This is a genomic window from Candidatus Portiera aleyrodidarum (genome assembly GCF_902713745.1).
Lineage (GTDB): Bacteria > Pseudomonadota > Gammaproteobacteria > Johnevansiales > Johnevansiaceae > Portiera > Portiera aleyrodidarum_D.
Map to the genome: position 1 here is coordinate 75212 of NZ_CACTJB010000002.1, position 14609 is coordinate 89820.

A 14609-nucleotide genomic window follows, 5' to 3' on the forward strand; every position below is an offset into this window, starting at 1 on the left:
ATTATTTTTTTATAAAGTTTTTAACTATTTTATGACTTTGAAAAGATAAAATAGATTCTGGATGAAACTGTAAACCTTCAATATTATATTGTTTATGTTTTATCCCCATAATTACATTTGGAGTTACATCATAAAAATCCGTTTGAGCTGTAATTTCTACACAATCAGGTAAATATTTTTTATCAATTACTAAAGAATGATATCTATTTACTATTATGGGATTTAGTAATCCTTTAAATAAACCTTTATTATGGTGTTTAATTCTTGACGTTTTTCCATGAAAAAGTTGTGTTGATTTAATCATTTTACAACCAAAAACTTGTCCTATTATTTGATGGCCAAGACAAATGCCTAATATTGGAATTTTATTTGCAAAATGTTTAATTATTTCAATGGAAAAACCAGCTTTTTTGGGAGTACATGGTCCTGGAGAAATAACTAAATGAGTAAAATAACAGGTTTTTATATTTTTTATATTTAGATTATTGCGAATTATATTAACTTTAACACCTAACTCCATAAAATAATGTACAAGATTAAAAGTGAAACTATCATAGTTATCTACGATTAAAATTCTCAAACCTTTTCTCCTTTTTCCTCAACTATGGCTATAACTGCGGCTTTCAATATAACGCTACTTTTATTTAATATTTCATTCCATTCTTTCTTAAATTGAGATTCTTCTAGAATTCCTACACCAGCTTGAATATGCAGTTTATTATTTTTTACTATTGCTGTTCTAATTGTGATAGCTACATTCATATTACCATTCCAAGACAAATAACCTATTGCTCCTGAATATATACCACGCCTTATGGGTTCAATTTCATTTATAATTTCTAAAGCTCTTATTTTTGGTGCTCCTGAAATAGTACCTGCTGGAAATGTAGCGCGAATTACATCAACTAGATCGACTTTAGGTTTTAAAATTCCTAATATAGTTGAAACTATGTGCCTTACATGCGAATAGCTTTCTATTAAAAATTGGTTTTGAACTCTTATAGCACTACTAACCTTACCAATATCATTACGTCCTAAATCAATCAACATAATATGCTCTGAAACTTCTTTATAATCCTTTAATATTTCATTATGTAGACAGCTTAGTTTAGGTATAGTACCAGCTATAGGTCTTAAAGTAATTGTTTTATTATCTACTTTAACCAAAATTTCAGGAGAAGAACCAACAACATAATGATCTTTTAAATTAAAAAACAACATATAAGGCGAAGGATTTAAAACTCTTAATGCACGAAAAAGATTGAATGGTTGAGAATAAAACGGTATAATAATGCGTTGTGAAGGTACACATTGCATGACATCTCCGGAATAAATAAATTTTTGTAGTTTTATAATATAATTTTGAAAAGTAAACTTATTAAAACTAGAAAATATAGGTTTTAGTGTATAGTTTTGTGTTTTTGTTTTATGTGAATGTGTATATAACTCTGATTTATAAAAGTTCGCACATAGACTTAGCTTCTTTAATATTATTTTTATACGCTCTAAACCCTTTTTAAAATCATATATATTAACATTCACTAATATAGTTAATCTGCCTGAATATTTATCTACTATTAAAATTTCATTAGCTCTTAACAAAAATATATCAGGTGTATTAATGGGATCATATTGTGTATAGGATTTTATTGTTGGTTCAATTAAATTTATTATATCGTATCCAAAATAGCCTACCAAACCTCCATCCAAAATTGTTTTACTTTTCTTCATATTAAGAAACGTTTGTTTTATTTTTTTTATATATGTGGATAGCCAAAATAAAGGATCTATTTTTTTTAATTTTTCAATCTTTATTTTATTTTTAAAGAATGTAATTTTGTTTTTATATATTTCTATTCTTTGATTACAACGTAAACCAATTATAGAATATCTACACCATTGCTTCTTTCCTTCTATCGATTCGAGTAAAAAAGTCCAATGATAATTTGCTATTTTCATATAAAGAGAAAGAGGCGTGTCTAAATCTGAAATAATTTCTTTTAAAATAATAATTCTTTTCATTTAAGTTTTATAAAAATAAATGGGTCGTGTAGGGTTCGAACCTACGACCTTTTAGTTAAAAGCCAACTGCTCTACCAACTGAGCTAACGACCCATATTACCATATTATATTATTTATTGATTTATTACCATTACCATACTACACTACTTTTATTATTTAGTTCCAAAGATTTTATCTCCAGCATCACCTAAACCCGGTTCAATATATCCATATTTATTTAATTTATCTTCTATTGAAGCGGTATAAATTTGAACATCAAAATGTGCTTCTTTAACTCGTTTAATACCTTCTGGTGCTGCTACTAATACAATAACTTTTATTTTATTACATTTTTTTTCTTTAAGCATATTTATTACAGAAATAATCGAGCCGCCAGTTGCTAACATAGGATCTATTATTAATGCTAAACGTTCATCTAAAGCATTAACAAATTTTTCAAAATAAGGTATAGCTTCAAAAGTTTTTTTATTTCGATATACCCCCACTACGCTGATATGTGCACTAGGTATTAATTTAGTAATACCATTCATCATACTTATTCCTGCACGTAATATAGGAACGATAGTAACATTTTTACCATTAATTCTTTCAACACTTAAAGGTTTACCATCCCATCCTATTATTTTATGTAATTCTATTGATAATCCTCTTGTAGCTTCATAAGCCAATAGTTCTGTTATTTCGCTTGCTAACTCACGAAAATGTTTAGTACTAATTTTTGAAGATCTCATTAAACCTAGTTTATGTTTAATTAAAGGATGCTCAATCACATGAACACTCATTGAAATTTCTCTTTTAATATTAATAGGACTAAGCGGATTCGAACCGCTTGCCTCCACGATGTCAACGTGGTGCTCTAACCAATTGAGCTATAGTCCTTTTTTTATCAATAATATCTGCTATAAATTTAAATAAACTACTAATTTTAGATTTTGGTTTTGATATTAAAATAGGATTTTTATCACAAATATATTTATGTAAAGGAAAACATCCAATTTTTTTTATTTTATATTTTTTTAATATTTTAATATATTTATTATTAAATATTGAATTAGAATATCCACAACAATTACATGTATAAAAACTCATATTTTCTATTAAACCTATTATAGGAATTTTTATTTTCTTAAACATATTTATTCCTTTAAATGCACCTAATATTGATATTTCTTGAGGTGTTGTTATAATTATTACCCCAGATAAACTAATATTTTTTGATATTGATAATAATATATCTCCAGTTCCTGGAGGCATATCTATAAATAAATAATCTAAATATCCCCAATTAGTATTATTAAATAAATGTAATAAAAATTTAGATATTATTGGTCCACGCCAAATAATAGCTTTTGTTTGTTTTTTTACTATAAAACCCATTGACATTACTTTAATTCCATAATATGGAATTGGCTGTATTAATTTATTATTATTAAAAAATATATTTTGTTTTACACTTAATATTTTTGATTGACTATAACCATAAATATCTGCATCTAATAAACCTACTTTATATCCTTTTTTGTTCATAGCTAAGGCCAAATTAGCAGTTATTGTTGATTTCCCTACTCCGCCTTTTCCAGAAGCTATAGCAATAATATAATTTATATTGTTCATTAATTAAATCCTTAAATAAATAATATTTTCAATTTAATTATGTTACTTCCATTTAAATTATTTTTTTTAGTAGAGATAGGGCATATATAACTAAATGTAGCCTAATGCTAATGGTGATCTTTATTTATATTTTTAGGTCAATGTTAATTTTATAAAAAACATAAATATTATTTTTCTTTGGGTGCGTTTTTATTATTAAAGCTGTTTTAAGTTGTTTTGTTTGTTTGTTTTTAAGGAAATAAATGTTATTTTATTTGTGATGATGTGATATATAGTACTGAAATCTTATGTTACATTCTAAAAACAAAAAACAAATATAAAACTTTATCATATAAAAACTAATCAACTACAATATTTTAAATTTTTTAAAGTAACTTTTAGTTTCTTTTAGAGGCTTTGCGTTGATCTTGAAACGAACCTAACCGAGAGGAGAAGAAATGAGAGGATGGTTATGTTTGTAGTTGCAATGCTTGACTTTTGTTTTGAATTGTTTCCTTTCTATTTTGCAGTCTGTGCTTTACTGCTTTTCTTTTAGTGATATGCTGTGAGTATTCGTTGCTTTATGCTTTAAATTTCGTTTATTTTAATTAAATTGAACTGAACCGATGCGTTTTTGATGTCTTTGCTGTTGCTTTTGAAATGCTTTGAGTTGCCGTCTGTGCTTTTTTTTTTGCTTTTTATTTCTATGCTGTTATACTTTCGTGGCTATGTATTTTACTTATAATGCTATTTTATTCAGTAACACACTATAAACTGATGTTGTAATAACGGTGCTGTGATTAGCCTTTACTTTTTGTTACATTGATATGAGCTGCTTTGATGTTTGACTATGTTCTGTCTTTAGATGTTAAGCTTTACTTATTAGTTTTTCTTTTTTTGTATACTCTTTGTTGCATATTGTAATATATGTTATAAATTGTAGTTACGTTTTCAACTTTTGAGTAAAGCTTTGAACTTGAGCTGCTGTGTAGTGTTTAGAATTGATGTGCAGTTCTGTGTTATGTATTGAGATGAGATGCTTTACTATTTCGTTCTGGTCTGGATTGTTTTGAGTTTAGTTGTAATGGTGTGTTTTTGTAATGGATTATTTGTTTTGTGGTGTTTTGTTTCGTTTAGATGTAGCAAGTTTTGTAATGAGTTGCTTTGTGTTGTGTTGAGATGTTGTTGAGTTGATTTGAAATAACCTAAACGAGACAAGTTTCAATACTTTGATGTTGAGTTTTTGTGCTGTTAAAAATTGCTTTAAATAAAAAGTAAAAATTTTTCTTAAATAAAAACTTTATATTTACAAAATCTTTAAATAATTTTGATAAATTCTAAACCTAAACAAGGTCAACATAATTTAATTAATTCGTATTGAACAAAACAAAGGATAAACTTTCTAAAATCTTTTAATCTTTCCCTTACTTATACTACACTCTTATATTGCCTCATACATACCCGAAGCTGGAGTTGAACCAGCATGCCAATTTGGCGGGGGATTTTAAGTCCCCTGCGTCTACCGATTTCGCCATTCGGGCTATAAATCATTATATAGGCTGGAATCGGAATTGAACCAATTTAAACGGATTTGCAATCCGCTGCATAACCATTCTGCCATCCAGCCAAACTAATAAGTATATTATATAATAATAAATTATATAAGAAAATATATTTAAAGGGGCTTTAGCTCAAGTGGTAGAGCGCAACGCTGGCAGTGTTGATGTTATCGGTTCAAATCCGATAAGCTCCATAATATAAAAATCATTCATTATGAAATATAAAACTATAGAAATAATAAAAGAACAAATCAAAACAAATAAAATAATTTTATATATGAAAGGAACACCAAATTTTCCACAATGTCGTTTTTCAGCTCAAGCTGTTAACTTTTTAAGACAATATTTAAAAAATTTTAAATATATAAATGTGTTAGAAAATATTCACATTAGATATGAATTACCTAAATTTTCTAAATGGCCTACATTTCCTCAACTTTGGGTTAATTCTAATTTAATAGGAGGTAGTGATATTATCGTTGAAATGTATAAAAATGGCGAATTAAAAAAATTAATAAAAAAAAGCTAAGGTAAGTGCACTTATGTCAAAAAAAGTTATTATTGCTTATTCTGGTGGAGTAGATACTTCGGCTATTGTAAAATGGTTACAAGTCGATCATGGTTATGAAGTAATAACATTTACTGCTGATTTAGGACACAAAAAAAAAGATATTGAATCAATTTACAAAAAAGCAAAAATATTAGGAGTAAAAAAAATTTATATAGAAGATTTACGAGAACATTTTATTAAACACTATATTTTTCCTATTTTTAGAGCTAATACAATTTATGAAAATGGAAATCTTTTAGGAACGGTAATAACACGTCCTTTAATTATTAAAAAATTAATAGACATCGCTAAATTGAATAATTCAAATATTATTTCACATGGATCTACTTTTAAAGGTAATAATCAATTAAAATTTGAAGTAGGTGCTTTTTCATTAAATCCATCTATAAAAATAATAGCACCTTTTCGGAGATGTAATTTAACTTCCCGCAAAAAAATAATAAATTTTTATAAACAAAATAAAATAAGTATTGAATTTTTTAAAAAAAATAAATTTCCAGATTTAATGGATAATAATTTATTACATATTTCTTATGAAGGTGGATTATTAGAAAATAAATGGAATGAACCAGAACATAGTATGTTGAGATGGAGTAATAGTTTAAATAATACTTCAGATAAAGAAACATATATTGATTTATCTTTTCAGCAAGGTGATCCAATTGCAATAAATAATGAATTTTTACAACCTCATCAATTAATAATTAAATTAAATAATTTAGGTAGCAAACATGGTGTAGGTAGAATTGATATTGTTAAAAAAAGAAATATAGGAATTAATTTTAGAGGATGTTACGAAAGTCCAGGTGGAACTATTTTATATCATGCACACAAAGCAATAGAAGCTATAACTTTAGACCATGAAGTCTTACAATTAAAAGATATTTTAATGCCTTTATATTCTGAAGTTATTTACAAGGGACTTTGGTGGACTACTGAAAGAAAGATGTTACAAGCTTTAATTGATACGTCACAAAAACATGTTAATGGAGTTGTTAGAATAAAATTATATAAAGGGAATGTAATAATAATAGGTAGAAAATCAGATCAATCTTTATTTAATTCATCTTATGCTACATTTGAAGAAGATAAAGGTATATATAAACAAAAAGATGCAGAAAGTTTTATAAAATTAAAATCAATATGCTTAAAACTTTCAGCAATTCAAAAACATATAAAATGTCTTTAATTTTTTTATACTTGAAAAAAAACTCATTTATCCACAAATACTAAAAAAAAAGGATAATTCAGGAGACAGGAGACAGGAGAACGTAAAAATGAAAATACGTCCTTTGCATGAACGTGTTATCGTTCGTTGTGTAGAAGCAGAACAAAAAACTTCTGGTGGTATTGTGTTACCAAGTAATGCACAAGAAAAACCAACCAGAGGGGAAGTTATAGCTATTGGAAAAGGAAAAATACTTGATAATGGTGCTATCCGTCCTTTAGATGTTAAAATAGGCGACACAGTAATATTTAAAGAAGGATTTGGAATAGAAAAACAAAAAATCGAAAACGAAGAATTCTTAATTATGAGTGAATCTGATATTCTTGGTGTAATAGAGTAATTTAAAACATAAATAAATTTTATTAAAGTAAAGGTACATTCACTATGGCAGCCAAACAGATTAGATTTTCTGAAGATGCACGTACACGCATGGTAAGAGGGGTTAATGCACTTGCTGATGCTGTTAAAACAACCTTAGGTCCGAAAGGTCGTAATGTAGTTTTAGAAAAATCATTTGGGGCACCTACAATAACAAAAGATGGTGTGTCTGTAGCAAAAGAAATAGAATTAAAAGATAAATTTGAAAATATGGGAGCACAAATGGTAAAAGAAGTAGCATCTAAAACAGCTGATGTAGCTGGAGATGGTACAACAACTGCCACAGTGTTAGCACAAGCTATAGTTAATGAAGGGATTAAACAAATTAATTCAGGAAGAAACCCTATGGATTTAAAAAGAGGCATAGATAAAGCTATAGTAGCTTCTGTTGAAGAAATAAAAAAAATTTCTGTAAAGTGTGCCGATTCAAGGTCAATCGCTCAAGTGGGTACTATTTCTGCAAACGGCGACAATAATATTGGTCAATTAATAGCTAAATCAATGGAAAAAGTTGGTAAAAAAGGGGTAATAACAGTAGATGAAAGTAGAGGTTTTGAAGATGAATTAGAGGTTGTAGAAGGTATGCAATTTGATAGAGGTTATATCTCTCCTTATTTTGTAACCAATCAAGAAAACATGACGGTAGAATTAGAATCACCTTATATTCTTATTATAGAAAAGAAGATTTCAAATATTCGTGAATTATTACCTTTATTAGAAAGCGTAGCTAAATCTGGAAAACCCTTAATGATTATTGCTGAAGACATAGAAGGTGAAGCTTTAGCGACATTGGTTGTTAATAACATGAGAGGTATAGTTAAAGTAGCCGCTGCAAAGGCTCCAGGATTTGGGGATCGTCGTAAATCTATGCTTCAAGATATTGCTATACTTACAGGCAGTACAGTAATTTCTGACGAAATAGGGCTTAATCTGGAAAAAGTAACATTAAATAATTTAGGTAATGCTCGCAGAGTTACTATGTCTAAAGAAAATACTACAATTATTGATGGGGCTGGTTCAGAAAAAGATATAGAATCTAGGGTTAAACAAATTAGAAAACAAATAGAAGAAACAACTTCTGATTATGATAAAGAAAAACTTCAAGAAAGAGTAGCTAAATTAGCTGGTGGAGTAGCTGTTATTAGAGTAGGTGCCGCTACTGAAATAGAAATGAAAGAAAAAAAAGCTAGAGTAGAAGATGCTTTACATTCTACACGTGCTGCTGTTGAAGAAGGTGTTGTAGCAGGAGGAGGAACAGCCTTAATTAGAATATTAAATAAATTACAAAACTTAAAAGGTAATAATGAAGATCAAACTCATGGCATAAAAATTGCGCTAAAAGCTTTTGAATCACCTTTAAGACAAATTGTTAATAATGCAGGTGAAGAATCATCTGTTATAATTAATAAAGTAAAAGAAGGTGATGGAAATTTTGGATATAATGTTGCTACAGGAGAGTTTGGTGATTTAATAAATATGGGAGTTTTAGACCCTGCTAAAGTTACTAGAGCCGTTTTACAGTCTGCAGGCTCTATAGGCGGTATGATTATTACAACTGAAGCTATGATAGCAGATTATCCTGACGATAACAACAATAATAAACTTCCTCATTCCAATGATGGTATGAGTGGTATGAACGGTACGTTATGATCTAATCTCTTCTCATTTATTGTACTGTATTGTTTGTTTTGCAGTCAGTTCGGTTTTTTTTGTAATGCTGTTGTGTTATGAAATTAGATGCGAGGTTGCTTAACTATGTTCTGTGTACAGTATGCAAAACTTTACTCACAGTCTTATCTATGTAGTAATGTATGTTGTTATGTATTGTAGTTACGTTGCTTTAAAACGGAGATTGAGTATAAGAGATGCAATGCTTTAGTTTTTTTTTAAGGGTTGTTCGATGTAGTGTAGTGCTTTGTATTGTTTTTTTTATTGAGTTGTGTTATGCTTTAATATAATTAAAGTTGTTATGTTATGTTATGTTATGTTCTTTTATGTGGTGTAATGTAATGTGTTGTATTTATTTTGTAATGTAATGTGGGGTAATGTAATGCTTTGTAATTTAATTTATATTAATTTTTTTGTAATGGTTTAGTGGTATGTTTAGTGGTGTGGTTTTAAATTGTTTGTGTAAGGTTAAGTTAATGTAATGTTGTGTAATGTAATGGTGTGTAAGTTAAGTTGTTTTGTTTTGTTTTGTTTTGTTTTTGATTAAGTTGGGTGTTTTAGTGTAGTTTGTGTAAGTTGAATTGTTTTTGAGGTGTAGTGTGTTGTAATGTAATGTAATGTAATGTAATGTAATGTAATTTAATTTAATTGTTTTGTTTTTTTGTAAGTTTTGTAATGGTATGGTATGGTATGGTGTGGAAGTGTTTAGTGGTGTGGTTTAATGTTTGTTTGTTTAGTTTAGTGGTATGTTTATTTTGTAATAGTTTTAAATTGTTTGTTTAGTTTGGTTTACAAAAAAACAATTACATTAATTTAATTTAAATTGCTTTAAGTTGCTTTGCTTTGCTTTGCTTTAAGTTGCTTTGAGATGTAATGGTTTAATTAGTTTAAATTACATTAAGTTAGTGTAAGTATGTAAGTTGGTATGTTTGTTTAGTTTAGTTTAGTGGTGTTATGTAATGGTTTAATTTGTATTGGTTTTAAATTGTTTGTTTAGTTTGGTTTATTAATTTAAGTCAAGTTAGTGTAGGTGTAGTTTAGTTTAGTGTTGTTGTGTAAGGTTAGTTAATGTAGTGTGGTTTTGATTAAGTTGTTGTGGTGTAAGTTAATGTAGTGTGGTTTATGTTGTTTTAAGTTGTGGTGTTATGTTATGTTATGTGTTGGTTTGTAATGGTTTGGTTTGGAATGGTTTGGAATTGTTTAAGTTAAGTTAATTTAATTTACACTAATTTATTTTATTTTACATTATTTTAAGTTGTTATGTTATGTTATGCTTTGTTTTGATATGTTTTGTTCTTTTATTTTATTTGTTTTGAATTGATGTCATTTGTTATGTAATGGTATGTTTTGTAATGAATTGAAACGATTTTGTTTTGTTTTGTTTTGTTTTAAGTTGTTTTGTTTTAAGTTATGTTGTTATGTTTTGAAGTGTTTTGATTTAAATTGTTTTATGTTATGTTATGTTGTTTTAAGTTGATATGAAGTGGTATGTTTTGATTTGTTTTTGAAACGATACGATACGATTTGTAATGATTTGATTTGAATTCTTTTGTAATGGTATGTTTTGAAATGAAATGAAATGAATTGATATCATTTGTTTTGAAATGTTTTAAATTGTTTTATGTTATGTTATGTTGTTTTAAGTTGTTTTGAATTGTTTTTGAAGTGTTTTAAATTGTTTTATGTTATGTTATGTTGTTTTAAGTTGATATGAAGTGGTATGTTTTGTAATGAATTGAAACGAATTGAGTTGATTTGTTTTAAATTGTTTTAAATTGATATGTTTTGATTGTTTTGTTTTGAAGTGTTTTGAAATGATTTAAATTGTTTTGAATTGTTTTGTTTTAAGTTATGTTATGTTATGTTGTTATGTTATGAAGTCTTTTGTTTTGACTTGATATTTTTTGAAGTCATTTGAATTGGTCTGTTTTGGATTAAATTGATATGAAGTGTTTTAAATTAAATTAAATTGTTTTAAATTGTGATGTTTTGAAGTGTGTTAAATTGTGTTGTTATTTGTTGTGTTGAAGTGAGATGAGATGAAGTGTTATGTTATGATATGTTTTTTTATGTTATGTTATGGTATGGTTTTGATTAAGTTGTTATGTGTTTTTTGTTTTGTTGATTTAATGTAAGTTGTTCTTTTATTTTATTTGAGTTTATTTGTTATGAATTGTGTTGTTATGTTTTGAAATGATTTGATTTGATTTAAATTGTTTTGGATTAAGTTGTGATGTTTTGAAGTGTTTTAGAGTAAGTTGTAATGTAATGTAATGATATGATATGATATGTTTTGTTTTGGTTTGTAAGTTAATGGTTTGAAGTCATTTGAATTGTTTTAAATTGTTTTAAGTTGATATGAAGTGTTATGATTTGATGTACTTATTTTGAATAACTTAATACAACTTAATGGAAAAAATTACACAAATTAAACTACACAAACTTAAGTTAACTTAATAATGTTTTAAGTGTGAATTGAATTGAATTGAATTGAATTGATGTGATGTGATGTGATGTCGTAATGTAATAAAGTATAAGGAAGTTAATATAAGTTGGTGAGGTTTGTTTTTTAAGTTTGAATGTGTAATGTAAGTTAGGTATCAGTTTCAGATAAGGTTATCTTTCTATTTTTTAGATCAACACTTAGAATATATGCTTCGAGTTGATCACATAGGGTAAATTTAGGATTGTAATTTAGATTTGCAAGGATATTAGGTTTTAATTTTACTAAGGCAGATACATCGGTAGCAGATATCTCTAGAAGTTCTCCATTTACTAAAGATCCTTTGTAATAATAATAAAAATTTATTGGATCTTGTTTTAAATGCTTAACACTTAAAGAAATACGTTCACGTTCTGGATCAATAGACAAGATTAAGGTTTCTATTATTTTACCTTTACGAAAATTGTTACGGATGGTTTTATCATCTAATTCATTCCATGATATATCTGAAATATGTACCAAACCGTCAATACCTCCATTTAAACCTACAAAAATGCCAAAATCTGTTATTGATTTAACAACTCCATTAACACGATCATTTCTTTTATATTTTAAACCAAAAGTTTCCCATGGATTTAATTTACATTGTTTGATACCTAATGAAATTCTTCTTCTTAATTCATCTATTTCTAATATCATTACTTCTACTCTTTCACCAATATTGACTAATTTAGACGGATTAATATTTTTATTAGTCCAATCTAATTCAGAAATGTGAACTAAACCTTCTATTCCATCTTCTATCTCTGCAAAACATCCATAATCCGTAATATTAGTTATACATGCTTTTACTTTTTTTCCCACAGGATAACGGACTTTTACATTCCTCCAAGGATCAGCACTTAATTGTTTAAGACCTAAAGAAACACGATTACGGGCAAGATCTACCCTTAATATCTTTACTTTAATCTCTTCACCTAAAGAAACTATTTCCGAAGGATGTTTAACACGTTTCCATGCCATATCTGTAATATGAAGTAATCCATCCATACCACCTAAATCTATAAAAGCACCATAATCTGTTAAATTTTTTACTATACCTTTAATAGCTTTAGCTTTATTTATTTTTTTCTTTAAACTTTCATTACCTATTTCTAATACAGCTCTTCTTGAAACAACAACATTATTTCTTTTTTTATCTAATTTTATTAATTTAAAATCAATATATTTTTTTTCTAAATGCAATGTTTCTCTAATTGTTCTAATATCAACTAAGGATCCTGGTAAAAAAGCACGTATTGAATTAATATCTACAGTAAATCCACCTTTTACTTTACCAATAATTATTCCTTTAACGATTTCATTATTATTAAAAGCTTTTTCTAAATTTTTCCAGTTTTCTAATCGTTTAGCTTTAGAACGAGATAATCTCGTTTCTCCAAAACCATCTTCTATTGTTTCAATCACTACATTTATTTTATCGCCAATTTTAACGCACACTTCATCTTTATCATTTTTAAATTGATCAATATTTATTTTTACTTCTGATTTTAAACCTGCATTAACTTTTATCCAATCTTTTTCTATATAAACTATTGTTGCTTTAATTATAGATCCTGGTTTAAGATTTATATAATTAAGTGATTGTTCAAATAAAACAGCAAAGCTTTCGCTCATAATAATCTAATCCTACATAATTAACTTTTTAATAATTCCGTACTAAAAAACAATAAGCACGACCCATAATAATATTTTATTTTAATTTATTTTATTTATTTAAGCTACTTATCTTTACCTAATATTTTACTTCTTTTATTTTTATACCTAAATTATTTAATAAGGTTTTAAAATTAGGAAAAGAGGTAGAAACATTTATACAATCATCAATAATTATATCATCCGTAGATCTCAAAGCAGCTATAGCAAAAGACATAGAAACACGATGATCTCCATAACTCTTAATATATCCCCCTTTATATTTTTTTGCGCCAATTATATCTATTCCATCCTCATATACCTTATTTTGTACTCCAATAGTTTTAAACCCTCTTGCCATTACACTAATTCTATCTGATTCTTTAACTCTTAATTCTTCTGCACCTCGTAATCTGGTTATGCCTTCTGCATTTGCAGCAGCTACTAATAATATAGGTAATTCATCAATAGCTAAAGGTACTTGATCAATTGGAATATCTATGCCTTTAAGGTTCGCAAATTTTATTTTAATATCCGCAACTGGCTCATTGCTCCAATTTTTTTTATTTAATAATTTAATATCAGCTCCCATTCTACGTAAAATATTAATCACTCCAATTCTTGTAGGATTTATCCCAACTTTCTCTAATAATAATTCTGACTTAGGTACGATTGATGCTGCTACTAAAAAAAAAGCAGCTGAAGAAATATCAGATGGTATCTTAATTTTACTAGCTTGTAAATTGGAACCTCCTACTAACGTTATCGTTTTATCTTTTTTTCTTAGTTTATATCCAAAATTTTTTAACATACGTTCTGTGTGGTCTCTTGTTAAACCCTTTTCAATTATTTTTGTTTCACCTTTCGCATAAATTCCCGATAATAGCAAACAAGATTTAACTTGAGCACTTGCTATTGGCATAATATATTTTATTCCCTTAAGCCTCTTACCAATTATTTGCAACGGAGGAAGACCTTTTTTATCTGTTTTTATTTTAGCACCCATTAATTTTAATGGGTTTGCAATTCTTTTCATAGGTCTGTTATTTAGAGACTTATCGCCAGTCAGTGTTGTGTCAAATTTTTGTCCTGCTAATAATCCAGTCAATAATCTCATACTTGTTCCTGAGTTACCTAAATATAATTGTTTGTTTGGATTTTTTAACCCATATATCCCCACACCTGAAATACATAATTTGTTATTTTTAGGGCCATAAATTGATACTCCCATTTCTCTAAATGCTTGTAATGTAGCTAAGCTATCATAACCTTCTAAAAATCCTTTTATATTAGTCACACCATTAGATAACGATCCAAACATTATTGCCCTATGTGATATAGATTTATCACCTGGAACGATGATGTTTCCTTTTATTGGTTTACTTGCTCTTGTTACTATATATTTAACATTGTTTAAGTTTTTGTTTATGTTGTGTTTATTTTTCATATCAC

At 27.4% G+C, this 14609-nt stretch carries 10 protein-coding genes and 5 tRNA genes; 5 read left to right on the top strand and 10 right to left on the bottom strand.

Features of this window, described 5'->3' with window-relative positions:
- Window position 1: 1 nt before the first annotated feature.
- From H7S46_RS00970 to H7S46_RS01005, 8 genes are all read right to left on the bottom strand, one after another.
- Entirely contained in the window at window positions 2-580 is a 579-nt protein-coding gene (locus tag H7S46_RS00970) for an anthranilate synthase component II (RefSeq protein WP_183042977.1), read from the bottom strand.
- The gene (locus tag H7S46_RS00975; RefSeq protein WP_183042978.1) at window positions 577-2022 is read right to left on the bottom strand and encodes an anthranilate synthase component I family protein; all 1446 of its coding nucleotides are present in this window, start codon (window positions 2020-2022) and stop codon (window positions 577-579) included. Before H7S46_RS00975 ends, H7S46_RS00970 begins: the two co-directional genes overlap by 4 nt.
- A gap of 20 nt (window positions 2023-2042) precedes the next feature.
- Window positions 2043-2115, bottom strand: a tRNA-Lys gene (locus H7S46_RS00980).
- Window positions 2116-2174: 59 nt separating this feature from the next.
- Entirely contained in the window at window positions 2175-2804 is a 630-nt protein-coding gene (upp, locus tag H7S46_RS00985) for a uracil phosphoribosyltransferase (RefSeq protein WP_183043028.1), read from the bottom strand.
- Window positions 2805-2827: 23 nt separating this feature from the next.
- Window positions 2828-2901: transfer RNA gene (locus H7S46_RS00990), tRNA-Val, on the bottom strand.
- Complete coding sequence (locus tag H7S46_RS00995) at window positions 2866-3636, bottom strand: Mrp/NBP35 family ATP-binding protein (RefSeq protein WP_183042979.1); 771 nt, start codon at window positions 3634-3636, stop codon at window positions 2866-2868. Before H7S46_RS00995 ends, H7S46_RS00990 begins: the two co-directional genes overlap by 36 nt.
- A 1437-nt stretch (window positions 3637-5073) precedes the next feature.
- A tRNA-Leu gene (locus H7S46_RS01000) sits at window positions 5074-5156 on the bottom strand.
- Window positions 5157-5171: 15 nt separating this feature from the next.
- A tRNA-Cys gene (locus tag H7S46_RS01005) sits at window positions 5172-5242 on the bottom strand.
- Window positions 5243-5295: 53 nt separating this feature from the next.
- Between H7S46_RS01005 and H7S46_RS01010 the strand changes: the two genes are divergently transcribed.
- The 5 genes from H7S46_RS01010 (at window position 5296) to groL (ending at window position 9001) form a co-directional block, all read left to right on the top strand.
- Window positions 5296-5368: transfer RNA gene (locus H7S46_RS01010), tRNA-Ala, on the top strand.
- A 20-nt stretch (window positions 5369-5388) separates the two neighbouring features.
- Entirely contained in the window at window positions 5389-5703 is a 315-nt protein-coding gene (gene grxD, locus H7S46_RS01015) for a Grx4 family monothiol glutaredoxin (protein WP_183042980.1), read from the top strand.
- A gap of 13 nt (window positions 5704-5716) precedes the next feature.
- Window positions 5717-6934, top strand: a complete 1218-nt coding sequence (locus H7S46_RS01020; RefSeq protein ID WP_183042981.1) for an argininosuccinate synthase — start codon at window positions 5717-5719, stop codon at window positions 6932-6934.
- Window positions 6935-7022: 88 nt separating this feature from the next.
- Entirely contained in the window at window positions 7023-7313 is a 291-nt protein-coding gene (locus tag H7S46_RS01025) for a co-chaperone GroES (RefSeq protein WP_183042982.1), read from the top strand.
- 44 nt (window positions 7314-7357) lie between these two features.
- On the top strand, window positions 7358-9001 hold the full coding sequence (groL, locus tag H7S46_RS01030; protein WP_183042983.1) for a chaperonin GroEL: 1644 nt from the start codon (window positions 7358-7360) through the stop codon (window positions 8999-9001).
- A gap of 2611 nt (window positions 9002-11612) precedes the next feature.
- On the opposite strand, the gene rpsA is transcribed toward groL, so the two are convergent.
- Both rpsA and aroA read right to left on the bottom strand, forming a co-directional pair.
- A complete protein-coding gene (rpsA, locus tag H7S46_RS01035; RefSeq protein WP_183042984.1) occupies window positions 11613-13139 on the bottom strand; it encodes a 30S ribosomal protein S1 in 1527 nt (508 codons plus the stop codon).
- Between the two features lie 118 nt (window positions 13140-13257).
- Window positions 13258-14604, bottom strand: a complete 1347-nt coding sequence (gene aroA, locus H7S46_RS01040; RefSeq protein ID WP_183042985.1) for a 3-phosphoshikimate 1-carboxyvinyltransferase — start codon at window positions 14602-14604, stop codon at window positions 13258-13260.
- Window positions 14605-14609 lie beyond the last annotated feature (5 nt).